19 protein-coding genes and 1 tRNA gene are annotated in these 23,906 nt (G+C 56.2%); 4 read left to right on the top strand and 16 right to left on the bottom strand.

The genetic code is table 11. The features are described from left to right. Positions 1-27: 27 nt before the first annotated feature. A complete protein-coding gene (locus B5M42_RS06720; RefSeq protein ID WP_167689990.1) occupies positions 28-195 on the top strand; it encodes a hypothetical protein in 168 nt (55 codons plus the stop codon). Here B5M42_RS06720 and gpmI read toward each other — a convergent pair. From gpmI to B5M42_RS06695, 5 genes are all read right to left on the bottom strand, one after another. Next, positions 185-1,723 (bottom strand): 2,3-bisphosphoglycerate-independent phosphoglycerate mutase, encoded by a 1,539-nt coding sequence (gpmI, locus tag B5M42_RS06715; protein ID WP_134753849.1) that lies wholly within the window; start codon positions 1,721-1,723, stop codon positions 185-187. The two genes, B5M42_RS06720 and gpmI, sit on opposite strands and share 11 nt — an antisense overlap. A gap of 1 nt (position 1,724) precedes the next feature. Continuing rightward, on the bottom strand, positions 1,725-2,477 hold the full coding sequence (tpiA, locus tag B5M42_RS06710) for a triose-phosphate isomerase (RefSeq protein ID WP_134753848.1): 753 nt from the start codon (positions 2,475-2,477) through the stop codon (positions 1,725-1,727). 13 nt (positions 2,478-2,490) lie between these two features. Further along, positions 2,491-3,672, bottom strand: a complete 1,182-nt coding sequence (locus B5M42_RS06705; RefSeq protein ID WP_134753846.1) for a phosphoglycerate kinase — start codon at positions 3,670-3,672, stop codon at positions 2,491-2,493. 99 nt (positions 3,673-3,771) lie between these two features. Further along, complete coding sequence (gene gap, locus B5M42_RS06700) at positions 3,772-4,776, bottom strand: type I glyceraldehyde-3-phosphate dehydrogenase (RefSeq protein ID WP_134753844.1); 1,005 nt, start codon at positions 4,774-4,776, stop codon at positions 3,772-3,774. A 59-nt stretch (positions 4,777-4,835) separates the two neighbouring features. Continuing rightward, positions 4,836-5,864: a sugar-binding transcriptional regulator gene (locus B5M42_RS06695; RefSeq protein WP_134753842.1), complete on the bottom strand. Its 1,029-nt coding sequence runs from the start codon at positions 5,862-5,864 to the stop codon at positions 4,836-4,838. A gap of 244 nt (positions 5,865-6,108) precedes the next feature. On the opposite strand from B5M42_RS06695, the gene B5M42_RS06690 reads away from it, so the two are divergent. Both B5M42_RS06690 and clpP read left to right on the top strand, forming a co-directional pair. Next, positions 6,109-6,180, top strand: a tRNA-Arg gene (locus tag B5M42_RS06690). Between the two features lie 165 nt (positions 6,181-6,345). Further along, positions 6,346-6,927: an ATP-dependent Clp endopeptidase proteolytic subunit ClpP gene (gene clpP, locus B5M42_RS06685; RefSeq protein ID WP_134753840.1), complete on the top strand. Its 582-nt coding sequence runs from the start codon at positions 6,346-6,348 to the stop codon at positions 6,925-6,927. Between the two features lie 55 nt (positions 6,928-6,982). On the opposite strand, the gene B5M42_RS06680 is transcribed toward clpP, so the two are convergent. After that, positions 6,983-8,671 carry an S-layer homology domain-containing protein gene (locus B5M42_RS06680; protein ID WP_167689988.1) on the bottom strand — a complete coding sequence of 563 codons (1,689 nt, stop codon included), beginning with the start codon at positions 8,669-8,671 and terminating at the stop codon, positions 6,983-6,985. Positions 8,672-9,130: 459 nt separating this feature from the next. Here B5M42_RS06680 and B5M42_RS06675 point away from each other — a divergent pair, with 459 nt between their 5' ends. Next, positions 9,131-13,048, top strand: coding sequence for a CARDB domain-containing protein (locus B5M42_RS06675; RefSeq protein ID WP_230632767.1), 3,918 nt, complete (start codon positions 9,131-9,133; stop codon positions 13,046-13,048). A gap of 350 nt (positions 13,049-13,398) precedes the next feature. Here the strand turns inward: B5M42_RS06675 and B5M42_RS06670 are convergent, their stop codons facing one another. From B5M42_RS06670 to B5M42_RS06625, 10 genes are all read right to left on the bottom strand, one after another. Continuing rightward, complete coding sequence (locus tag B5M42_RS06670) at positions 13,399-13,731, bottom strand: hypothetical protein (RefSeq protein ID WP_134753836.1); 333 nt, start codon at positions 13,729-13,731, stop codon at positions 13,399-13,401. A gap of 299 nt (positions 13,732-14,030) precedes the next feature. Next, the gene (locus B5M42_RS06665; protein ID WP_134753834.1) at positions 14,031-14,516 is read right to left on the bottom strand and encodes a helix-turn-helix domain-containing protein; all 486 of its coding nucleotides are present in this window, start codon (positions 14,514-14,516) and stop codon (positions 14,031-14,033) included. 112 nt (positions 14,517-14,628) lie between these two features. After that, positions 14,629-16,410 carry a copper amine oxidase N-terminal domain-containing protein gene (locus B5M42_RS06660; protein ID WP_134753832.1) on the bottom strand — a complete coding sequence of 594 codons (1,782 nt, stop codon included), beginning with the start codon at positions 16,408-16,410 and terminating at the stop codon, positions 14,629-14,631. Between the two features lie 217 nt (positions 16,411-16,627). Next, positions 16,628-16,897, bottom strand: coding sequence for an HPr family phosphocarrier protein (locus tag B5M42_RS06655; RefSeq protein ID WP_134753829.1), 270 nt, complete (start codon positions 16,895-16,897; stop codon positions 16,628-16,630). A gap of 128 nt (positions 16,898-17,025) precedes the next feature. Next, the gene (whiA, locus tag B5M42_RS06650) at positions 17,026-17,955 is read right to left on the bottom strand and encodes a DNA-binding protein WhiA (protein WP_134753827.1); all 930 of its coding nucleotides are present in this window, start codon (positions 17,953-17,955) and stop codon (positions 17,026-17,028) included. 5 nt (positions 17,956-17,960) lie between these two features. Continuing rightward, the gene (locus tag B5M42_RS06645) at positions 17,961-18,935 is read right to left on the bottom strand and encodes a gluconeogenesis factor YvcK family protein (RefSeq protein WP_134753825.1); all 975 of its coding nucleotides are present in this window, start codon (positions 18,933-18,935) and stop codon (positions 17,961-17,963) included. Between the two features lie 12 nt (positions 18,936-18,947). Continuing rightward, positions 18,948-19,835 carry an RNase adapter RapZ gene (gene rapZ / locus B5M42_RS06640; protein ID WP_134753823.1) on the bottom strand — a complete coding sequence of 296 codons (888 nt, stop codon included), beginning with the start codon at positions 19,833-19,835 and terminating at the stop codon, positions 18,948-18,950. Positions 19,836-19,890: 55 nt separating this feature from the next. After that, the gene (locus B5M42_RS06635; protein WP_134753821.1) at positions 19,891-20,841 is read right to left on the bottom strand and encodes an ROK family glucokinase; all 951 of its coding nucleotides are present in this window, start codon (positions 20,839-20,841) and stop codon (positions 19,891-19,893) included. A gap of 216 nt (positions 20,842-21,057) precedes the next feature. Next, positions 21,058-22,005, bottom strand: a complete 948-nt coding sequence (gene trxB, locus B5M42_RS06630) for a thioredoxin-disulfide reductase (RefSeq protein WP_134753819.1) — start codon at positions 22,003-22,005, stop codon at positions 21,058-21,060. Between the two features lie 112 nt (positions 22,006-22,117). Continuing rightward, positions 22,118-23,872 (bottom strand): tetratricopeptide repeat protein, encoded by a 1,755-nt coding sequence (locus tag B5M42_RS06625; protein WP_134753817.1) that lies wholly within the window; start codon positions 23,870-23,872, stop codon positions 22,118-22,120. Positions 23,873-23,906 lie beyond the last annotated feature (34 nt).

The raw sequence follows: 23,906 nt of genomic DNA, 5'->3' as shown, positions 1-23,906 counted from the left end.
ACACTCCTTTTATTTAGTGGAAGCATAGTGAAAAGTAAGCTGCCTGCGGCCGGTATGGGTTTCCACTCGCTGTTGCAGCCGAATTTTTTAATTCAATTTGAAGGTGAAAATCCGGCTGCAAAGGCAACCGCTAACGTTGCTCCAACTCCATACCGGCTCTCCGGCAAGTTTTTTCACAATGCTTTTAGTGATTAATAATGGTCTTGCCGGTCATTTGCTCAGGCTGCTGCACTTGCAGCAGGTCCAGCATCGTCGGGGCGATATCGGCAAGGATGCCGCCTTCGCGCAGCGTGACGCCGCTGTGCGTGACAATAAACGGCACCGGATTCGTCGTATGCGCCGTGTTGCGCGTACCGTCCGGATTCGTCACAACGTCGGCGTTGCCGTGATCGGCAGTGATGCAGACGACGCCGCCCTTGGCGATGATCGCGTCCACGACTTTGCCGAGGCAATCGTCGGTCGCTTCAATCGCCTTCACCGTCGGCTCCAGCAGGCCGGAGTGGCCGACCATGTCCGGATTGGCGAAGTTGAGGATGATCACATCCTGGCGCTCGGCTTCAATCTCGGCTACGGCTGCCGCGGCAACCTCATAGGCGCTCATTTCCGGCTGCAGGTCATACGTGGCGACCTTTGGCGAAGGAATCAGAATGCGCGTTTCGCCAGGCAGCTCGACGTCGCGGCCGCCGCTGAAAAAGAACGTAACATGCGGATACTTCTCCGTCTCGGCGATGCGCAGCTGCTTGAAGCCTTGCTGCGCAACAACCTCGCCCAGCGTGTTGTCGAGATCCTTCGGCTTGTAAGCGACAAAGCCTTCCACCGATTCACTGAACAGCGTCAAGCAGACGTAATACAAATGCGTCGGGCACTTGTCGCCGCGGTCGAAGCCGCGGAAATCGACGTTGGTAAATACTTGGGACAGCTGAATGGCGCGGTCCGGGCGGAAGTTGAAGAATACCACGGCATCTTCGCTTTCCACCAGGCCGACCGGGCTGCCATCAGGCTTGACGATAACTGTCGGCATTACGAATTCGTCGAAAACCGATTTCTCGTACGACTCGATAATCGCTTGCATCGGATCGGTGTATTGCGGTCCTTCGCCGTATACCATCGCGCGGTACGATTTCTCGGTGCGCTCCCAACGCTTGTCGCGGTCCATCGCGTAGTAGCGGCCTTGCACCGTAGCGATGCGGCCTACGCCGACTTCGGCGATTTTGGCTTGCAGCTGTTCCATATAGCGTTTCGCTGAGTCCGGCGCTACGTCGCGGCCATCGAGGAACGCGTGGATGTAGACATCGTCGAGCTCTTCTTTTTTCGCCAGATCGAGCAGCGCAAACAAGTGGTTGATGTGGCTATGTACGCCACCGTCGGACAGCAAGCCGTACAAATGCAGCTTTTTGCCGTTCAGCTTGGCGTAACGGACAGCGCCGACCAGCGTCGTGTTGTCGTAAAACTCGCCGTCGCGGATCGATTTGGAAATGCGGGTCAGGTCCTGATAGACGATCCGTCCCGCGCCGATATTGAGATGGCCGACCTCGGAGTTGCCCATTTGTCCTTCGGGCAAGCCTACCGCTTCGCCGCACGCCGTCAAGGTTGTGTGCGGGTACGTCGACCAATAGCGGTCGTAATTCGGTTTTTTCGCGTGTGCGACAGCATTGCCCTGCTCATCCGAGCGAAGCCCGAAGCCGTCGAGAATAATCAGCGCTACCGGTTTCGGTCTGGACATGCTACTTCGCCCCCTCGACGAGCGCGATGTAGGAAGCAGGCTCCAGGCTTGCGCCGCCCACGAGCGCGCCGTCGATGTCCGGTTGGGCCATGTACTCGGCAATGTTGTTCGGCTTCACGCTGCCGCCGTATTGGATGCGCACCGCACCCGCTACTTCGCTGCCGTACAGACCGCTCACCAGCTCGCGAATGTAGCCGATCACGTCTTGTGCGTCTTCGGCCGTCGAGGATTTGCCCGTACCGATCGCCCAGATCGGCTCGTAAGCGATAACGACTTGCGCGGCTTGCTCGGCACTAACGCCTTGGAACGCTGCTTCGGTTTGCACCTTGCAGACGTCCTTCGTTTGGCCGGCTTCGCGCTCTTCGAGCTTTTCGCCAACGCAGACGATCGGCGTCAAGCCATGCTTGAATGCTGCGTGGACTTTTTTATTGACAATTTCATCGGTTTCGGCAAAATAGGCCCGGCGCTCGGAATGGCCGATAATGACGTATTCCACGCCCAAGTCTTTGAGCATGACGCCGCTGATTTCGCCTGTAAACGCGCCGTTGTCTTCAAAGTGCAGATTTTGCGCGCCTACGTGCAGCGTCGTGCCTTTTACGGCTTCTACCAGTGCAGGCAGATTCGTAAATGGCGAGCAGATTACGCTGTCTACGCCGTCTACTTCAGCTTTGCCTTTGACTTCGTTCACGAAGCTGACCGCTTCGGATACGGTTTTAAACATTTTCCAGTTCCCTGCGATAATTGGCTTTCTCATCGATAACGCTCCTTTATTTATCGTTAAGGGCCACTACGCCCGGCAAAGCTTTACCTTCCATGAACTCCAGCGAAGCGCCGCCGCCCGTGGAGATGTGGTCCATTTTGTCGGCAAGGTGGAACTTCTCGGCTGCCGCTGCGGAGTCACCGCCGCCGATCACCGTATAGCCAGGCGCGTCAGCGCAGGCTTGCGCTACAGCGCGCGTACCGTGCGAAAACGGCTCGATTTCGAATACGCCCATCGGTCCGTTCCACACAACCAGCTTGGAAGCGGCAATCGTTTGCGCGTAAATTTCACGCGTTTTCGGTCCGATGTCGATGCCTTCCCAATCTTCAGGAATGCCATCTACACCGACGATTTGCGTGTTGGCGTTAGCGCTGAAATCGTCCGTAACGACGATGTCGACCGGCAACAGGAAGTTAACGCCTTTGTCCTTCGCTTTTTGCAGAAAGCTCAGCGCCAGATCCAGCTTGCTGTTATCGACGAGCGATTTGCCGATTTCATTGCCTTGCGCTTTGAGGAACGTGTAGGACAAGCCGCCGCCGATGATGATGTTGTCGGCAATGTTCAGCAGGTTGTTGATCACGTCGATTTTATCTTTCACTTTTGCGCCGCCGACGATGGCGGTGAAAGGGCGCTCCGGATTGTTCAGCGCGCGGCCGAGCACATCCAGCTCTTTCTCCATCAACAGACCGGAAACGGCCGGGAGGTAATGCGCGATGCCTTCTGTGGAAGCGTGAGCGCGGTGAGCGGCGCCGAAAGCGTCGTTGACGTACAGATCAGCCAGCTCGGCAAATGCTTTGGCCAGCTCCGGATCGTTGTTTTCTTCCCCTTCGTAAAAACGCACGTTTTCGAGCAGCAGCACGTCGCCGTTTTGCAGCGCGGCTACTTGCGCTTTAACCGCTTCGCCCGTTGCTTCGTCAGCCTTCACGACCGGCTTGCCGAGCAGCTCGGACAGGCGCGCCGCTACCGGCGTCAAGCGCAGCTCTTCGACCACTTGGCCCTTAGGACGGCCGAGGTGGCTCGCCAGGATCACTTTCGCGCCCTTTTCGATCAAAAAGTTGATCGTTGGCAGCGTTTCACGAATACGCGTGTCGTCGGTAATTTGACCGTTTTCCAGAGGAACGTTGAAATCGACGCGGACAAATACGGCTTTGCCCCCTACTTCTACATCGCGGACACTTTTTTTATTCATAGCTAATCCTCCCGGTTCGTCAAATAGTTTGGAATGATCACACGGAAAGAGGAGAATCGCTTCTCCTCTTTGCGGGTTCAAACGTGCTTATATGGAAGCTTACAGACCTTTAGCAGCGATGTAAGCGGCAAGATCAACTACGCGGTTGGAATAGCCCCACTCGTTATCGTACCAGGAAACGACTTTCACCATGTTGTCGCCGATCACCATCGTCGACAGCGCGTCGATTGTCGAGGAAGCAGGGTCGCCGTTGAAGTCGCTGGATACAAGCGGCTCTTCGGTGTAGTTCAAGATGCCTTTCAGCGGGCCGTTTGCCGCTTCTTTCAACGCAGCGTTTACTTGATCTACAGTTACGTTCGTTTTCAGCTCGGCAACGAGGTCGGTAACGGAAACGTTAGGTGTAGGTACGCGCATGGACATACCGTTCAGCTTGCCTTTCAGCTCAGGCAATACCAGGCCGATGGCTTTAGCAGCGCCAGTGCTGGAAGGAATGATGTTCTCAGCGGCAGCGCGCGCACGGCGCAGGTCTTTGTGCGGCAGGTCAAGCACTTGCTGGTCGTTCGTGTAGGAGTGAACCGTCGTCATCATGCCTTTTACGATACCGAAGCTGTCGTTGAGGACTTTTGCGAAAGGAGCCAGACAGTTTGTCGTACAGGAAGCGTTGGAGATTACTGTGTGAGCGGCTGGATCGTATTTGTCTTCGTTAACGCCCAGTACGATTGTGATGTCTTCGTCCGTAGCAGGTGCGGAGATGATGACTTTCTTCGCGCCGCCTTTCAGGTGAAGGGAAGCTTTTTCTTTGGCTGTGAAGATACCGGTCGATTCAACTACGATTTCAACACCTACGGAAGCCCAAGGCAGGTTTCCAGGGTCGCGTTCTGCAAATACTTTAATGGAACGGCCGTTCACGATCAGTTCGCCTTCGCCAGCTTCTACAGTTGCGTTGATGCGGCCATGCGTCGTGTCGTATTTCAGCAGGTGAGCCAGCGTTTTGACGTCTGTCAGATCGTTGACAGCGACGATTTGCACATCAGGGTTGTTCAGCGCTGCGCGGAACACGTTACGTCCGATACGTCCGAAACCGTTAATACCTACTTTTACCATAGTGAATTCCTCCCAAGTATTGAAAATGTAAAATATGTCAAGACGAATCGGAAGATCCGTCAAGATGACGCTTGCTTCAAAATCTCCAGCGCGGCGGCTTCGTCCGTTACCAGAATATCCTGGCGTCCGAAACGGAGCACGGAAGCAATCGCTTCGCCCTTGCTCTTGCCGCCGGCAACACCGAGTACGACCTCGATGTTCTGCAAATCCTCGACGCGCAGGCCGACAGTCGGCATCTTGTGCACGACGTTCCCCTGACGGTCAAAATAGTACCCGAACGCTTCCGCAAGCGCACCGGCTTCCTGCAGGCTGCGCGTCATTTCCGCGTCGACCTTGCGCCGCCGAGCCATGACCATAGCATCCCCGATTCCGTGTACGACAATGCGGCAGCGCCTCACCGCGTCAACGACCTCCTGAATCTGCGGGTCCTGCATCAGCGACTGGTAGGCGCCTTCGCCAAGATGGTCGGGCACGTGAAGCAGCCGGTAGTTGCCGCCGGACCGCTTCGCCATTGTCGAAGCGATCGTGTTGGCCTGCAGCTCCACGCTTTCGCCCAAGCCGCCGCGCGCCGGTACAAACCAGCTGCCGCGCATCCGCGACGACGCCGTCATTTGATCCGCGACCTCGGCCATCGTCGAGCCGCCCGTCACCGCGATGACGTCGTCCTTGACGACGGCCTTGCGCAGCGCGGCAGCCCCGGCCCGGCCCAGCTCCTTCTTCGTGAAGCCGGACGTATCCGAATCGCCGGGGACGACAATCACTTGACTGACACCGAACGCTTTGCCGATGCGCTCTTCCATCTCCGTCAAGCCGAACACGTCCTTGATCAGCGGCTCCAATGCGTCGAGCAGCCGCCGGCCCGCTTCGCTGATCTTCATTCCCGTCGCATCGGTTTCCAGCAGCCCCTGCTCTTTAAGGAAATCAACCTCGCCGCGCAGCACCCGCTCCGTCATATCCAGCGAAGCGGCCAGCGTGCGCCGCCCCACGACGCCGGAAACGAGCACGTGGTGCAAAATCGTGTAACGCGTCTTCATGATGTCCAGCAAATCGGGCAAGAGTTGTTTTTGAATGTCAAGGATTTCTCTCATGAACGGGCAACGACACTCCTGCTCTTTTGTGATGTTGGACCTTTTATGTCCCAGGTGTGCATTTTCCGTCCCACCCGGGCGAAAAAAAATGAACTTGCTCATTTATTATAACCAATTCGCCGGCGTGATTCAATATTTGTTCAAACATTTTTTCTGGAAACGATTGGATATGAACTTATCGCTTGCTTTTTCTGTACGGCTGTCATATAATAACCCTTGCTTCGCTTTTTTCGAAGCTGCATATGCGCCCGTGGTCCAATGGATATGACGTAGGCCTCCGGAGCCTGAGATCAAGGTTCGATTCCTTGCGGGCGCGTTTTTCTGAATATTGGAACGACCCAATCAGTTGAGAAACTGATTTTTTTTCATTATAGTTTGACCTTTCTTGACCTTTGCAGGTTTTTTCGGTATCATACTTGTAGATACTGTAAGTGCACCCCAAATCCATTTTCTTCTGTATCCATTGAAGGAGGTTATTCGCATGAGCTTTATCCCTATGGTCGTAGAACAGGACGCCCGCGGCGAGAGAGGTTACGATATTTACTCCCGTCTGCTGAAGGATCGCATTATCTTTCTGGGAACCGGCGTAAACGATGTTGTGGCGAATTCGATTATCGCCCAGCTGCTCTTTCTGGCGGCACAGGATCCTGACAAGGATATCAGCCTGTACATTAACAGCCCCGGGGGATCGATAACCGCCGGTATGGCGATTTACGACACCATGCAGTTCATCAAGCCGGACGTCTCGACGATCTGCGTCGGCATGGCCGCTTCAATGGGCGCGTTTCTGCTGACGGCAGGCGCTATTGGCAAACGCTACGCGCTGCCAAACAGCGAAGTGATGATCCACCAGCCGCTCGGCGGCGCCGAAGGCCAAGCTTCGGACATCGAAATTCGCGCCAAACGCATTCTCAAGATGCGCGAGAACCTGAACAAAATTCTTGCCGAACGCAGCGGCCAGCCGATTGAGCGCATCGACAAGGATACCGACCGCGACTACTTCATGAGCGCTGCTGAAGCGCAAGCCTATGGCCTGATCGATAAAGTGATCGAGCGCGTATAAAAAACAACAGAAGCCCGGAACAGCTCGGATGAGCCGTTTCGGGCTGTTTGACGTTTTACGCCTGCGGCAGCAGCCGCTTGTACAAGTGCGCGACGGTAATTGTGCTCATTTCCCGCGAATAAGGGGCCTTAGGGCTGAACAGCCGCTCCGCCGTCCCTTGCATCACCCCGGCCGCTGCGCAGAACTGCACGGCTGCCTGGGCCCACGAGGCAATCTGTGAGCCGTCGTCGAAAGCGTTCCCGCCAGCGCCTTCGCCTTCGGACAAGCCGAGAAATCGCGCCGCATTGCTTAAAATAACCGCCGCCTGCTCCCGCGTCAGCAGCCCGTCCGGCTCAAACCGGCCGCCGCCGGTGCCGCTGATAATGCCGCAGGCGGCGATCCTCTGCACGTCGATGTCCTCCGTGTCGGTAAACGGCGCTGCGGACGTCAGCCCCTTCTCGCGAATCAGGGCGTCCAGCTTCTTGCCCGTCGCTTCCTCCAACAGCGGCACCAGCAGCTTGATGAACTCCCCGCGCGTGATATTGCTCTGATAGTCCGCTTGCAGCGCCCGTGGCAACAGCCCCTCCTGCTTGGCGTAACGCACCTCGTCCAGCGCCCAGCCGGAAGGAAAGGAAGCCTTCGCTCCCGGAAGGGCGACATGCTCCATCAGCTTGCGCGGCGTCGTATGCGGCTCGTTATCGAAGGAGCCCGTACCCAGCTCGCCCGCACCATTGCTGCCGAAGCCCCATAACGTGCCGTCGGTCTTGAGCGCGACGGTGAAGCCGCCTTTGGCCGTAACCTCCGCGATATCGTCCATCGCAACCTGCGGTTTGCTTGCGGATTCCGTCGTCCCGTCTCCAAGCTCGCCCGAGCCGTTATAGCCCCATACCCATAAGCTGCGATCCTTCTTGATCACGGCCAAATGATTGTCGCCGTCAACAGCCTGAACGCCCTCCATCAGCTTCTCGGGCATAAAATGCGACGCTACCACCGAGCGGCTCCCATCCTCGTAAGGCGCAAACGCCCAGTTGATCTCCGGGCCGGGCAGGAGCAGCCCGTCCGTATCCGCTCCCCAGCCCCAGAGCGTGCCGTCCTTTTTGACCGCATAAGCTTCCATGCCCGTGCCGTACACAAGCTCAGTATCCGCCATGATCTCGATCGGTTCGGCCACGTAGGTTTTGGCGCTCTTCACGCCCAGCGCCCCGGAGTAATTATTGCCCCAGCCCCACAGCGTACCGTCCGGCTTCAGCGCATAAAAGCTTTCAATGCCGGCACTGATCTGCTTGACTCCGGACATGATTTTCACCGCCGATTGCGCGTCACCTTGCGCCTCCATCTGCCACACCGTCCCGTCCGTTTTCAGCACGATCCATTGCGAATAGGCGGAAGCAGCCTCCTGTACGTTGTCCATCACCTTAACGGGCTTCGTGACCTCCGCGTCATCCTCATATTGAATCGACCACAAGCTGTGATCGGCTTTCACGGCAAAGCTTGTCCACCAAGCGCCGTACACACGGACGACGTTGTCCAAAATTTTCGTCTTGACGGCCCGCTGCGGCGACTGATCGCCCGCTGTATCGTTGAAGGTCGCTTTTCCCCAGTACCACAAGCTGCCGTCGTCCTGAATCGCCATAACCCGCCCGTTGGCGCTGGCAATCGTAGGTCCGAACTGAACGTCAGGCGCAGCCCCTGCTTGCAGGGGAACCCACACAGACAGCCAAACAACGGCGACCAAAGCCGACAATCCGATTTTAGCAAAAGACATCAACCGCACCTCCGCAAAATGATTCCTACAGCTCCACTTGCCTGTCATTTGTATCTTCCATCATAACATAGAAAAAAGCGCTTGGCACAACGCTCGGCACAGGTTGAAGCCTGATCGAACACCGCGCTTGCAGGCCGTCCGCCACTTTGTCACCGGCAGACTCCGCTGGCGTTGTCGACTGCTCCGGCGACAAACGTATTATCGCACACAAAAGCCGTAGCAGGACGCCTCGAATTATCGGATAGCGGTCTATACAATAAAAAAAGGAATCTGCTTCCACCTTATGGGGATGCCGGTCGCAAAGTAACCTTAGATGAAAGCGCTTTCTATCCGCTTGAAAAAAGGTTCTCGCTCTGCAAGCCGCTTAGCGGCAGCAGCTTTCCGGAAAGGAGGCGCGCTTCTGCCGACGATTCGACGCGTCGGAACGACATTTTCAGATCACAAAGGAGGATTTTCATTTTGAACACCCGCAAATCGTTTCGCAGAAACAGGCTCATTTCCTGGAGCTTGATCGCCTTACTCGTTTTTCTGCAAATTCCGATGTACGCCGGCGTCAGCTACGCGGCCACCAATCTGGCTCTTGGCAAAGCGACTACCGAAAGCGGACACGCCGATGTGTACGGCTCGGGCAATGTGACCGACGGTAATGCAGGAACGTACTGGGAGAGCGTCAATAACGCCTTTCCGCAATGGGTCCGCGTGGACCTGGGCAGCTCCGCTTCGGTCAATCAGGTTGATCTGAAGCTGCCTTCCGGCTGGGGCAGCCGGACGCAAACCTTGTCCGTGCAAGGCAGCACGAACGACAGCACGTATACAACCCTTGCTGCTTCCGCGACTTATACGTTTGCTCCAGGCAGCAGCAATACAGTGACGATTACCTTCTCTGCCGCAACCGTGCGCTATGTGAAAGTGATTTTCACAGCGAATACGGGCTGGCCGGCCGGACAGCTCTCCGAGCTGGAGGTTTACGGCACTTCGACGCCGACGCCAACTCCTACAGCAACTGCAACACCTACGCCGACTCCGACGCCAACCGCCACACCGGCAGGCACGTATCAGGCTGAGAATGCCGCTCTTTCCGGCGGAGCCAAGGTCAACACCGACCATACGGGCTATACGGGTACGGGCTTTGTGGACGGCTACTGGACGCAAGGCGCGATAACGAGCTTTGCGGTTAGCGTCCCGACTGCAGGCCTCTACAGCTCAGCGCTCCGCTACGGCAACGCCAGCGGCTCGAGCAAAACGCTCAGTCTGTATGTCAACGGCACAAAAATCAAACAAATCAGCTTGGCCAATCTCGCGAATTGGGATACGTGGTCGACACAATCGGACAATGTCAGCCTGAACGCAGGCTCCAATACGATTGTCTACAAATACGACACGACCGATTCCGGCAATGTCAATCTGGACAGTCTGACGGTGCAGGGACCGACGTCGACGCCAACGCCGACAGCAACGCCGACAGCGACACCTACGCCAACGCCAACCCCAACACCGACGGCCACACCGACGGCAACGCCTACTGCAACGCCGACGGCGACACCTACTGCAACGCCAACTCCGACACCGTCGACGACACCGACTCCGACGCCATACGGCTTACCGGATCTGGTCGTCACTGACATCCTCACGTCTCCGGCTGCGCCGATTACGGGCAATGCCGTAACCTTCAAGGCAGTCGTTAAAAACATCGGTACCAACTTCACGCCAGCCGGCACGATTATTGGCGTCAGCTTCAGCGTGGACGGTAGCCAGGTGAGCTGGTCGGATAACACGACTGCGGCGCTGGCTCCGGGAGCCTCCGTCACGGTAACCGCTAACGGGGGACCAGGCGGATCGTCGATCTGGACCGCAACTACCGGCAGCCACAGCGTTAACGCATGGGTGGATGACGTTAACCGCATCAGCGAATCCAACGAAGGCAACAACCAATTCTCCAAATCCATCACCATCACGCCTACAGCCATGCCTGATCTGATCGTATCCAGCCTGTCGCTTTCGCCAACAGCTGTGGAAGCGGGAAGCTCGGTTACCTTCACGGCCGTCGTGACGAACCAGGGAGCGGCATCCGGCGCACCCGGCATTATCGCTTTCTCCGTGGACGGCGTTCAAGTCGCGGCAGCAGCCAACGATACCTCGGCACTTGCCGTCGGCGCATCCAGAACCTACACCGGCACATGGAGCTCAAGCGGCGTAGGCAGCCATTCCGTCACCGCTACGGCCGATAGTGCGAACACGACAGCCGAAGCAAGCGAAACAAACAACTCGACCGGCGCGACGCTGACCGTCAATCCGAAAAACGGCATCGATCTGGTTGTAACCAACGTGACCTGGAATCCTGCATTTATTATGATCGGCAACCCCGTCACCTTCAGCGCAACCGTCAAAAACCAAGGCACACAGCCTGGCGCGCCGGGTGTGATCAGCTTCAAGGTAGACGGCACGCAGGTCGCGGCTACGGCCAATAACACAACAGCGCTCGCTGCAGGCGCAAGCGTTACCCTGACTGCCTCCGCCTCGTGGACGGCTACCTCGGCCACGCATGCCGTAGTTGCGCGCGCGGACGCCAACAATACAACGGCCGAAACCGATGAAACCAACAACACGTATTCGCAAAATTTGACCGTAATGAGCACAAGCCGCGGCGCAACCATGCCGTACACCCGCTATGAATCGGAAGACGCAGCAGCGCTCTCCGGCGGCATGGGCGGCGGTGCGGTGCTGAAAACAGCTCCGAACTTCGACTACACGCTTACTGCTTCCGAAGCTTCCAATCAAGCTTACGTGGCGCTTCCGTCGAACGGCTCGTTCGTGGGCTGGACGGTTCGCCCGAATGAAGGTGGCGCAGGCGTCACCATGCGCTTTACGATGCCGGATTCAGCCGACGGCATGGGCCTGAACGGCTCGCTGGACGTGTTCGTCAACGGCGTCAAAACCAACACGCTGGCATTAAGCTCCTACTGGAGCTGGCAGTATTTTAGCGGCGGCGGCAATCCAAGCGACATTCCGCTCGGCAATGGCATGGCCGTATTCCGTTTTGACGAAGTCCACTTCAAGCTGCCGACTGCACTGCAGCCGGGCGATACGATCCGCATTCAAAAAACAAACGGCGACAACATTGAATACGGTGTCGACTTCCTTGAAATCGAGCAAATCCCGTCAGCCATTCCACAGCCGGCCAACTCGCTTTCCGTCACGGCTTACGGCGCAACGCCAAATGACGCCACCGATGACCTGCCGGCGTTTAACGCCACGGTAGCCGCAGCCATCGCCACCGGCAAATCCGTGTACATTCCGGAAGGCAACTGGAATCTCGGCAACATGTGGGTGATTGGCGATCCGGCCAACCGTATCAACAACATTACGATTACCGGCGCAGGCATTTGGCACACGAACTTGCAGTTTACCTCGGACAAAGCCTTCTCCGGCGGCATTTCATTCCGGGTGCAGGGCAAGCTTGATTTTGGCAACGTATATATGAACTCCAAGCTTAGATCGAGATATTCACAAGTAGCTGTCTACAAAGCCTTTATGGATGACTTCGGCACCAACTCGACCATTCACGATTTCTGGGAAGATCATTTCGAATGCGGCTTTTGGGTAGCCGACTACCCGGATAAGCCGGGCATGACCTTCTTTGTCGCCGACGGACTGACCATTTCCAACGGGCGCGTCCGCAATAACCTGGCCGACGGCATCAACTTCTGTCAGGGCACCAAAAACTCGACCGTCACCAACGTCAGCGTCCGCAACAACGGCGACGACGGCTTGGCCATGTGGCCGGATCACTCCTTCGGCGCGCCGATGGAAGTCAACAACACGTTCCAATATTCAACGCTGGAGAACCAGTGGCGCGCTTCCGGCGTCGGCATCTTCGGCGGCAGCGGGCACGTTATCCGCAACCTGCTGATTAAAGACAATTTCGAAAGCGCCGGCATTCGTCTGGACACGACATTCCCCGGCTACCATTTTGACACAAACACCGGCATCACGTTCTCGGACATCACCATCGTTAACAGCGGCGGCAGCAAGGACTTCTTCAACGGAGAGCTTGGCGCCATCGACCTGAAAGCTCCGGCCAGCGCTGTTAAAAACATTACGTTCACCAACATCGACGTCATCAACGCGCAACGCGACGGCGTGGAATTCGGTGAAGGCGCAGGCTTCAGCGGCATTGTCTTCAACAACCTGACCATTGACGGTACAGGCAAAGACGATGTCATGACCTCCAAATTCACACAGCCGCATCTGGGTCAAGCGATCATGTCCTACACCCCGAACGGCTCGGCTACCTTTAACAATCTGGTGCTCAAGAACATCGAAGCGCCGGCGCCGTATTACATGATTCAACCCGGCTTTGTGCTGACATTTAACTAATCGAACCTGTCGCATCAGATTCCCCCCAGATCTGATTGCGGTCATGCCTCTCAACAGGGGCTGTCCCAAAGTCATTTTGTGACTTTGCATCCCCCGCTGAAGTCAGCTTTTCAACCAAAGTTAAAGGAGCTGTCCGAAAAGTCAATTCGTGATTTTTCGAGCCCCACTTGGAGTATCCAAATACCCGTGAAAAATGACCCCACTCTCCACTTAACTGTGGATTTTGGGGTCATTTTTGGGTTGTTCCTTGCAGTGCAATCCCCTTTTGGACAGCCCCTTTTTCGTTCTAATTCGGGACTGACTTATCGGAATGAACCCTTTTCGAACAGCACTGGTTTGTATGCATACGTTTATGGTTCGTCTTTCTCCCAAATGTCATAGGGCTGATGCAGGTTAAAATGATCGAAATTCTGGGCATCCGTCGGCGTCATGACGCGAATTTTTCCGAACGAGTCTATAAAATCAGCCATGTTGCTGGTAATGATCAAATCCACACCGTGGTAGAGCCCCGCCGCCATTATCGGCAAATCGTGCCGATCAGTTAGACCCAAATGCTCAATCGGATGCCGCATATTTTTTTCAATGTAAGCCTGTCCCCAATCATGCCATCCGTATTCTTCGACCAAGAGCTTAACAAGCAACCCTTTATATGCCTTCCCTTGCGGCCAATCATAATGGTCCAAACCAGCCAATAGTCCCGATCAAAAAGTACGCCCAGATATGGCTCCAACAAGTACATAATCTGCTCGTGAGATAGCGTAATGGCTTTCTTTCGGCTCTGGATCCTGCCGGCCCGCAAAATCCCGTATAGCTCGGCCTGCACGGCCTTGGGAATCACAAACTCAATCCATCCATTCTCATGTTGATTGATCAGATTATCGAGGTAGGACACCAGTTGTTCGGATCGCAAAATGAATGCGGACACCAATACGTTCGTATCGCATAAAATACGCACTAGCGGCTCATTCGAAGCAATCGTCATTTATTCACCATGTAGCTGACTGCCGCGAAATACGTCTTGCGGGTCAATCAGCGTCAGTTCGCCTCCCAGAATTTCATCCCGGCGACGCAAGATCTCTTCGCTACGGGCCGTTTGGGGTTTAAATTGATCCTTGGGAATCAAATACCCTTTCCGCTTTCCATCGGCTGGCGCCATATATTTGATTTTATTGGCATGAATCCATTTATGCACCGCTTGACGCGTCACGCCGAAGCGTCTGGCTACTTCTTCAACGGTGTAGTACGACTCATTCTCCAACAAAACTCCTTTTAAAACATGGTACTCTCGTCGCTTTGCTTCAACCGGATGACCTGCACGCAACCGTTTGTTCACACGAATCACAGAAATACCGATCTCGTTGGATTCATTGATCTGACGTTTTAAATCCTGCAGTTCAACTGCCATTTCCGGTTCGGCTTTGACGATAAGCCGATCCAACCGGGATTGAATTTCCGCTTTGGTTGTCATACAACGTCCTCCTTTCTTCTATACCTTCCCATTATAACCGATTCACTAAAATTAAACCACATTTAAACCAATGTTCAACCAATAAACAACCGCTCATGCGCTATCCATCGCGTCACTTGCCGCCGGGCTCCGGCAGCGGGTAAAAGATCAGCTCGATCGGCTGCACGCTGCCCGGAACGGGCGTGTACGCCAGATCGAGCGCCGCCGCCGTGCCGTCCGTCCGGGCGAGCACGGCGGCGCCGTCCAGGGCGGACAGCAAGCCGCCCTGGAGAGGAACGTTCACGTAGCTGCCGCCGGCCTTGACCGTGCCCTGGAACGTGCCGCCCGCGGCACGCACCAGCACGGCCATCCGGCCCGGCTTGTCCACGTGAACGCGATACACCACGCCGGCGTTGCCAACGTTCTCGACCGGCAGGCCGCTGACACCGTCGCGGCCCTGCACATAGCGGTCGATCACGCCATCGCCGAGCGTCAGCGCTTGCGGGCCGGTCACACTCGGCCCGTCGACGCGCCAGCGCGCCTCCGCCTGCGGGAAGGCGCCGCTCGCGCCAGGGCTGCCGGCCAGCAGCGGCAGCCCGTCCAGCGCCGACTGGCGGAGCGCCGGAACCGCCACGACGGCAAGCCGCAGCGGTCCGTCCAGCTCCACGTCGGCGTATTGCGCCACGGCTTCGCCGGGATCCATATACGGCAGCTGCGAGTAGATATACGTGCCTTTAGGCGGCACGGTCAGCTGGCGGTCCGTTGCCGGGGCGGACAGCAGATCGGCCGATAACTGCCGCATGACCAGCCCCGCGTCGGGGGACGGCCCTTCGGCCCCCACGCTCGTCGTATGTACGGTCACCGGCTGCTCCGACTCGTTGGTAACGAGCAGCGCCAGTGTCAGCCGCTGGTTCGACGCATTGACCTGATGGGCCAGCAAACGAAGACGGCCGGGTTCCAGCACGTCTTGATACAAAATGCCGGCCTGCGTCAGCGCCTGCTGACCTCCGCTCACCACCAGCCGCCGCTGCTCCAGAGCGCTCTCTTCCTGCCTCGACGCCTGCGGCAGCCCGCTCCAGTCTCCGCCTGCTGGATTCAGCGGCACAATCGCGCCCGGCGGCTTCGTGTACAGCGGATACAGCGCCGGGCTCCAATACGGCTCGTTCACCACCGTTACATAGCCGATATACGGCTCGCTGAGATGACCGTGCTGGTCCTTGACCTGCAGGCTGACCGGATAGCGCCCAGGCTGGAAGAAGGCCTCCTGACGGCCCTGCCACCGATACGGCGCAAAGCCCTCCGAGTCGGGATCATAGCTCAAATCGATATATTCTACCGGCTCGCCAAGCCGATACGTCCGCTTCGCCGTCTCAAACCGGGCTACCGGATTCGAGTTGCCCTCCTGCTCCAAATACAGGCTCTTGGGCGGCCGCACATGGCGAATCTCCACGCGCCGCTCCCCGGCGTTGTAGGCATACGGCACGCCCATATAATCAGCCAGCCACGTCAGCTTGACCAACAGCTTGCCGCCGACAATCGCCGCCACATCGGCAAAGCGCAACTCCACACCATTGACCGTCACCTTGCCATTATCGCTGTCCAGCACAATCGTATAATCCGGCGGCGTCATCTCAATCGTCCGAGTCACTTCATTCCAAGCCACGCGAAAGCCCAGCTCATCGCCCAAAAACTTCGCCGGCACATACAGCTTATCCCCGATCACTTGCGCCGGCGTCTCCAGCGTGCGGACGTTGCCGTCCACCGTCACGTCGGGCTTGTCCAGATACAACCAAATATCGCTTGTTGTTACCGATATATCGCTTACACTTTCTGCGGAAACCCCCGCGGTCAGCGCCGATAACGCCAGGCAGCACGAAGCCGCGGCAGCCAGCGCTTTTTTCCCCAATCCTCTCATCTCCAAGCAAGCTCCTCTGCAGGTACAATATGCAATGCTCAACGTCCATACACGTTCGCACAGCCACGCCAAAAAACCCTCTTCTGCGCGCACGTCTGTTAGACGCCGTCACACGGAAAAAGGTTTCTCCACTTCGCCCCTCCGTAACAAATTCGCCATAACTGTCACAGGCCGAGAAGCAAAAAAACTTCCCCGAAGGGAAGCCTCTGTAAGTATGTTACTGGTTCTCTAATTCCTCTTTGCTGACCAGTCCAACTAAAGCGGTTACAGCCTGCTCGGCGTCCGAACCCTCTGCACTGATGTATACTTCAGTGCCGGTGCTGATGGCAAGACTCATAATGCCCATGATGCTTTTTGCATTTACTTTCTTTTCATCTTTCTCTACAAAAATCTCCGATGAAAACTTATTCGCCTCTTGGACAAACAATGCCGCAGGTCTGGCATGTAGGCCGGTTTTCAATTTCACAACGACTGGCCGTCTTGACATGTACCCGATTCCCCCTACTCAAATCTTATATGAACTACTTATATCAGTAAGCTGTAACACATGTTTTAAATCATTATAGCATTTTTCAGGCGACTGCACTAGGCAAAATCAGAAAACGATGTGTTATATTACGAATTCCGTAATTTTTCCGCCAATTCGTCGATTTTTCGCAATCGGTGATTGACGCCGGATTTGCTCACGCTGCCCTTGAGCATATCGCCGACTTCCTTCAGATTCATATCGGGGTGCATCAGCCGAATTTCTGCAACCTCGCGCAGCTTCTCCGGCAGACTTTCCAGACCTACCTCGCGCTGCAGCAGCCGAATATTGTCGATTTGCCGAACAGCCGCACCAATCGTCTTGTTCAGATTGGCGGTTTCGCAGTTGACGATCCGATTGACCGAGTTGCGCATGTCCTTCATGATGCGGACATCCTCGAAGCGCAGCAGCGCCTGATGCGCGCCAATGATGCTGAGGAACTCGATGATTTTTTCGCCTTCCTTGATGTAGAGCACGAAGCCCTTCTTGCGTTCAATGCAACGGGCATTCAAGTCAAACTTGTTTGCCAGCTTGCTTAGCGCCTTGCAATGCTCCTCATACATCGACGCGATTTCCAGATGATAGGAAGAGCCTTCGGGGTTATTGACCGAACCTCCGGCCAGGAACGCCCCGCGCAAATACGCGCGCTTGCAGCAGCTGCTGCGGATGATGTCCTTATCGATGTCGGGCGTGAACATGAAGCCCTCCGACACAATTTTCAGCGCCGACAGCAGCTCCTGCACCTGATTGGGCACCCGGACAATGTATACGTTATTTTTCTTAAGCCGCATCTTCTTGCGAACAAGCAGCTCGGTATGCAGCTTAAACGTTTTCTTGAGCAAGGAATAAATCCGGCGGGCAATCGCCGCGTTTTCTGTCGAAATATCAAGAATGACGCGTTGATTCGAAAGCTGCACCGCGCCGTTCATACGAATCAGCGCAGACAGCTCCGCTTTTTCGCAGCAGGCGTCGGATTCGATCAGCGTCAATTCTTTTTTGGTTTGTGCCGCAAAGGACAACGAACTCACCTCTTCCGGGACATCCAGCTTTCGACGAGCTGATAAATATGTTCACTGAGCTTTTCCGCGTCGTGACGTAAATACGTGCGGAACAGCACCAGCTTATCGGCAATGACGCGGTAACCGCGCTTGGTCACCTCGTCCAGATCGAGATGCACGGCCTTTGAGCCTTGCTCCGCATACTTGGCTTGCACCTGCGGCGGAATTTCGCCGTTATTGACAAGCACATAATCAAACAGATGGTGCCCCAAATGCGCGTGAATCGCATCCAAATGATCGCTGACGGAATAATTGTCGGTTTCTCCCGGCTGCGTCATCACATTGCAAATGAACATTTTGACCGCAGCGGAATTGACAATTTCCTGTGCGATCTGCGGCACGAGCAGATTCGGCAGCACGCTCGTATACAGGCTGCCCGGCCCGCACAGGATGGCGTCTGCCTCGCGGATCGCCTGCAGGGCATCGGCCAACGGCGTGACGTCGGCCGGCTCAATGGTCAGCCGCTTGATCCGACCCAGCGCCTGCGGGATTTTCGACTCGCCCTCTACAACAGAGCCGTCTTCCATCTCCGCCTTGAGAATAATCGCTTCGTTGGCTGCCGGGAGCACGCGCCCGCGCACCGCGAACACGCGATTCATCTCCTGCACGCCTTTTACGAAATCGCCGGTGATATCCGTAAGCGCCGCCAAAATTAGATTTCCCAAGCTATGTCCGGCTAATCCGGTACCCGCTTGAAAACGGTATTGCAAAATTTGCGAGAGCAGCGGCTCCACATCGGCGAGCGCCGTCAGCACGTTGCGGATATCGCCTGGCGGCGGCATCTGCATTTCCGAACGGAGGATGCCTGAGCTTCCTCCGTCGTCGGCGACGGTCACAATCGCCGTGATGTTAACCGGCTTCTCCTTTAACCCGCGCAGCATGACGGAAAGCCCCGTGCCGCCGCCAATGACCACAATTTTCGGAGTCTGCTGACGATCCATTCCGTTCCCCCTCTATAGGCGGTCGCGCTCCGCGTCCCGATGACTGACCCTGACGAATTCCGTTTCACTATTGCCGATCGTCTTGCCCAAATATTCGGCCACAGCCACCGAGCGATGCTTGCCGCCCGTACAGCCGATGCCGACCACAACCTGGCTTTTGCCTTCTTTCTTGTATTGCGGCATGAGAAAATTGAGCATATCGAGCAGCTTGGCAAGAAACTCCTGCGTCTCGCTCCATTTCATCACATATTCGTACACTTCGGCGTTTTGACCTGTCTGGGGACGCAGCGTCTCGACATAATGCGGATTCGGCAGAAACCGGACGTCAAAAATCAGGTCGGCGTCAATCGGCACCCCGTACTTGAAACCGAATGAAATGACGTTGACCGACAGCCGATCGCCCTCCAGATTCGTAAACCGGCCGATGATCCGCTCCTTCAATTGAGCCGGCTTCAGCGAGCTGGTATCGATCACCTGCGTGGCCAGCCCCTTCAGCTCCTCCAGCAGCCTGCGCTCCAGCGCAATGCCCTCCAGCGGCACCCCGTCCGGAGCGAGCGGATGGCGGCGGCGGCTTTCCTTATATCGCTGAACGAGCGTCGCGTCCGTCGCGTCAAGGAACAGAATCTCATAGGTCAGCGTATAGTTGTCGCGCACATACCGCAAAGACTCCTGCAACGAGGTAAAAAACTCTCTTCCCCGCAGGTCGATCACCAGCGCCACCTTGCCGATTTTGCCCATCGACTGCTCGATCAGTTCGGCGAATTTGGGTATCAGCACAGGCGGGAGATTATCGACGCAAAAAAAGCCGAGATCCTCCAAGCTTTGCACCGCAATGGTTTTGCCTGCACCCGACATGCCCGTAATAATCACCAGCTTGGCTATAGCCGAGGCTTCTTCCATGACCCGCACCCTCCCTTTTCCATATAGAAGCGCGCCTCGATGGGCGCGCTGCCTGTTAGCGCAGGTTCAAGCCGGCCGCACCGACAACACCTGCATCATTGCCCAGTGTCGCGGGCACAATATCTACACCTTCCGCTGCCGCTTCCGGTGTATATTTCTTGAAGGTCTCGCGGATCGGTTCGAACAAAATGTCACCGGCTCGCGATACGCCGCCGCCCACGACAAAACGCTGCGGATTAAGCACGACAGCGACCATCGCCATCGAACGGCCCAAATAATAGGCTGCACGGTTTACAATGCGCAGCGCCACTTCGTCGCCGGATTTCGCCGCATCAAATACCTGCTTGGCCTCAACTACCTTCTCCAGCAGAGCGAGCGATGTGCTTTCGCCGCGTTCTACCGCGTCATTGGCCATGCGAATAATGCCGGTCGCCGAAGAGACCGTCTCCAGACAGCCGGTTTGCCCGCAGCCGCAATTGATCGCTTCGATGTCCGGCACCGTTGCAATATGTCCAAGCTCGCCGGCCGTACCGGCAAAGCCCTGATAGATTTTACCGTTAATGATAATGCCGCCGCCTACGCCCGTGCCGAGCGTATAGCAGACGAGATGGGGCACGCCCGCACCCGCGCCGCTCCAGGCTTCGCCCAAGGCTGCGACGTTGGCGTCGTTATCGATGGTGACTGTTTTGCCCAGCAGCTGCTCCAGACGGTCCTTTGCATGGACATCACGCCATTTCAGGTTAGGCGAGAACTTGACAATGCCTCTCGGGATATCCAGAAATCCCGCCAGACCCGCACCAATACCGGCCACCTGCTCCCAGGAAAAAGGAGAATCCTCGACAATTTGACGCACGTAAGCCGCGATCCGTTCAAGCACCGCTTCGGCGCCTTCCTCTGCACCTGTAGGTCCTTCATACGTATGCAGCAAGCTTCCCCGCTCGTCACAGATGCCCACTTTGATATTGGTACCGCCTAAATCCACACCGATATAAATCTGATTTGACATGAATAAGTCACCTCTAAAAGTAGTCATAAAATTTGAAGGCAAAAGCTCCTGTTCCAACTATATGCTAACGCTGTGGGCAGGTCAAGATTGAGAAGCCGCGAAAATCCGCCTCATTTTGCCAACCCCAGCGCAAAGGGCCCGCCGAACATTGTCGCGCAGGCCCTTATAGGCATCGTTTTCCTATCTATATGCGGTTCATTTCACTTTCAGGCCGTTTTACAGCGACTGGCTCCAGTCGTGAACAGCGTGGCCCTCAAGGAATTTTTCGCAATCCAGTGCAGCCATGCAGCCGCTGCCTGCTGCGGTAATGGCTTGACGGTACTTCAGATCCTGTACGTCGCCGCAAGCGAATACGCCCGGAATGTTCGTTTCCGTCGTACCCGGCTTAACGAGAATGTAGCCTTGCTCATCCGTTGTGATCTGTCCGCCGAGGAATTTGGTGTTCGGTGTATGGCCAATCGCCACGAAAATACCGTCCGTTTCGATCACTTCGTCTTCGCCTGTGGCGTTGTTGCGCACCTTGAGTCCCGTTACCTTGTGGTCGGCCGAAATGACCTCCAGCGGCGTACGGTTCAGCGACCACTTCACCTTGTCGTTGCCGCGTGCGCGATCCTGCATGATTTTCGAAGCACGCAGCTCGTCGCGGCGATGCACCAGCGTCACCTGCGAAGCGAAGCGCGTCAGGAAGTTCGCTTCCTCCATCGCGGAGTCGCCGCCGCCGACCACGATAATTTTTTTGCCGCGGAAGAAAAATCCGTCACAGGTCGCGCAGGTGCTGACGCCGTGGCCGATGCTTTCCTTCTCATTGGTAATACCGAGCAGCTTGGCCGATGCGCCGGTCGAGATGATCAACGCCTCTGTCTCAATGACGCCGAGCCCTTCCACGTTCAGCTTGAACGGACGCTCGGTCAGTTCGACCGAATTCACCCAGCCGGTTTTGAATTCCGCGCCGAATCGCTCCGCTTGCTTGCGCATGTTTTCCATCAGCTCCGGACCCATGATGCCTTCGGGAAAGCCCGGAAAATTCTCGACCTCGGTCGTAGTCGTCAGCTGGCCGCCCGGCTCCGGACCTTCGATGACCAGCGGATTGAGATTGGCGCGAGCCAGGTAAATAGCAGCAGTCAGACCGGACGGTCCTGTTCCTACAACGACTGTTTTATACATATGGTTTCCCTCCTGTGATAGACATTCTCTATAGGCAAGCATTGGCCCGACCAGAACGGCGGCCCACAAGCCGCTGCACTTGAGGTGCGAACAACGACTGTGAGCCGGTTGCCTAGCTCGGTCCCTGCTTTTCCATGCTCAGAAATTTGGGGAAGATCGCTTCCATCTTCTCGCGCAGCCCGCAAGCCTCATCGATCAGCTTGACGTTCTTGCTCACGGTCGATACCGTCACCTCGTAGCGAACTGCTACCTCCTGGTACGAAATCGCCCGGCGATGCATTTTGGCAATCAGGTATTCCAGCGCCGCTGCCCAGCCTTCGGCTTTTTGAATCTTGGGCGTATCGGGATAGACGCGGGTGAGAAACTCGACCCAGAGAATTTCCAGATCGTGCTGCTGAATCATGTCATAGCGCTTGTGCATGTGCTTTTGCGCGGTTTCCATGACCTCCTGCCACTTGGGCTGCCAGACCGGCAGGTTCGGCGCGAACGGAGCCGCCTGCACGACCAGCGGCGCGCCGTCCAGATAAGCCGGCAGCGGATCGCGCACACCGATGCTGCGAAGCACGAAGATCGCGACTTTTTTCAAATAATCGTCTTCCTGCCGCTCCTGAATGAAGTCGCGCAGCGCGTCCTTCACCTCATTGTCGGCGATCAGGCCAAACGCCTGGATTACCTGCAGCTTCGTGTCCATATCGCCGTGCCGCAGCGCCCAGAAGAAGGAAGAACGCACCAGCGGATCCTTCTTCAGCTGCTCCGGGATGCCCTGCGACGATTTCTCCAGCACGCGGAACTGCTCCTCGAACGGCAGATGATAATGGTAGCTCCAGGTCGGCGTCCCTGACGCCTCCGGCAACGCCCGCAGCTGCTCCAGATAGAACTTGGCGATTTCCGAGCCAGGGTCCGTCTTCTCGACCTGACGCCAGTGGCGCTCGGCTTCGACATAACGGCCGATATGGCATGCTGCCACGGCGGCGTAATGATGCAGGCACGGATCGCTGCCGCCCTCGCCGGCCTTGATCAGCCTTTTGAACAGATGGTACGCCTTGCTATGCTCGCCAAGAATCCCCATTGTCGTAGCCAGCTTGAACACATGGTCCTGCTGGAACGGGAACGTTTTGCGCAGCTGCTCCAGCAGCTCGGCCAGCTCCTTGCGGTTGCCGAAGTGCTGATGGAATATCGCCAGGTTGCACAACGCGTGCAGATTGCCGGAGTCGAGCTCCAGCACCTCCTTGATCGTATCCATCGACTTCTCGAACTGCCCCATGTAGTAATAGGCCAGCGCCAGATTGTTGCGGGCGGCGAGAAAATCGCCGTGATTCTTGACCAGCTTCTCCAGCAGCCGCACCGCTTCGGCGAATTTGCCTTCCTCCAGCAGCGCGCGCGCTTTATCATGCTCGAACAGCCCTTCTCTGCTCTTGATGCACGTGAGCGGGGCAGGGCGTTCAAGTTCATAGCTGAGCAGCTCCATCATTTCCTCGGATTCCTCCAGGAACTGACCAGCCGGATCCGTCTCCAGATACCGCACGAGCGCTGTCTCCGCCTGTTCGTAGTTTTCCATGTTGGCATAGTTATTAGCCATATAAAAATAACACTCGGTCATATCGGGATCAATCGTATCCACAATTTCCTGCAAAATGCGGTTGGACTCCTCGTAGTTGCCCATTTCGGAGAGCACACCGGCGAGATTGCAGTGGTTCACCGGATTGTCCGTTTCATATTCAACGGCGCGGCGAAAATATTTCAATGCCTTATCATAATGAAGCCGATCCAAGGACTGGACCGCTCTTTCGAAAAAGAAGGCAGCATCCATGTTCAAGGATATGACTTTAGGCTTGGGAGCTTCGGATACACGCTTTTTCTTCTCCATGGCAAGGCACCTCCGGTAATAGGATTCCCTCAAA

The organism is Paenibacillus athensensis, assembly GCF_004514475.2.
Classification (GTDB): domain Bacteria; phylum Bacillota; class Bacilli; order Paenibacillales; family NBRC-103111; genus Paenibacillus_AL; species Paenibacillus_AL athensensis.
The sequence above is the reverse complement of the archived record's forward strand: the minus strand, read 5'-3'. Positions and strand labels throughout refer to the sequence as shown.

Excerpts from the sequence above, each read along its gene's own strand:
- gpmI (WP_134753849.1), bottom strand. The coding sequence starts at position 1,723 with ATGTCCAGACCGAAACCGGTAGCGCTGATTATTCTCGACGGCTTCGGG.
- tpiA (WP_134753848.1), bottom strand. The coding sequence starts at position 2,477 with ATGAGAAAGCCAATTATCGCAGGGAACTGGAAAATGTTTAAAACCGTA.
- B5M42_RS06705 (WP_134753846.1), bottom strand. The coding sequence starts at position 3,672 with ATGAATAAAAAAAGTGTCCGCGATGTAGAAGTAGGGGGCAAAGCCGTA.
- gap (WP_134753844.1), bottom strand. The coding sequence starts at position 4,776 with ATGGTAAAAGTAGGTATTAACGGTTTCGGACGTATCGGACGTAACGTG.
- B5M42_RS06695 (WP_134753842.1), bottom strand. The coding sequence starts at position 5,864 with ATGAGAGAAATCCTTGACATTCAAAAACAACTCTTGCCCGATTTGCTG.
- clpP (WP_134753840.1), top strand. The coding sequence starts at position 6,346 with ATGAGCTTTATCCCTATGGTCGTAGAACAGGACGCCCGCGGCGAGAGA.
- B5M42_RS06680 (WP_167689988.1), bottom strand. The coding sequence starts at position 8,671 with ATGTCTTTTGCTAAAATCGGATTGTCGGCTTTGGTCGCCGTTGTTTGG.
- B5M42_RS06665 (WP_134753834.1), bottom strand. The coding sequence starts at position 14,516 with ATGACAACCAAAGCGGAAATTCAATCCCGGTTGGATCGGCTTATCGTC.
- B5M42_RS06660 (WP_134753832.1), bottom strand. The coding sequence starts at position 16,410 with ATGAGAGGATTGGGGAAAAAAGCGCTGGCTGCCGCGGCTTCGTGCTGC.
- B5M42_RS06655 (WP_134753829.1), bottom strand. The coding sequence starts at position 16,897 with ATGTCAAGACGGCCAGTCGTTGTGAAATTGAAAACCGGCCTACATGCC.
- B5M42_RS06645 (WP_134753825.1), bottom strand. The coding sequence starts at position 18,935 with ATGGATCGTCAGCAGACTCCGAAAATTGTGGTCATTGGCGGCGGCACG.
- rapZ (WP_134753823.1), bottom strand. The coding sequence starts at position 19,835 with ATGGAAGAAGCCTCGGCTATAGCCAAGCTGGTGATTATTACGGGCATG.
- B5M42_RS06635 (WP_134753821.1), bottom strand. The coding sequence starts at position 20,841 with ATGTCAAATCAGATTTATATCGGTGTGGATTTAGGCGGTACCAATATC.
- trxB (WP_134753819.1), bottom strand. The coding sequence starts at position 22,005 with ATGTATAAAACAGTCGTTGTAGGAACAGGACCGTCCGGTCTGACTGCT.
- B5M42_RS06625 (WP_134753817.1), bottom strand. The coding sequence starts at position 23,872 with ATGGAGAAGAAAAAGCGTGTATCCGAAGCTCCCAAGCCTAAAGTCATA.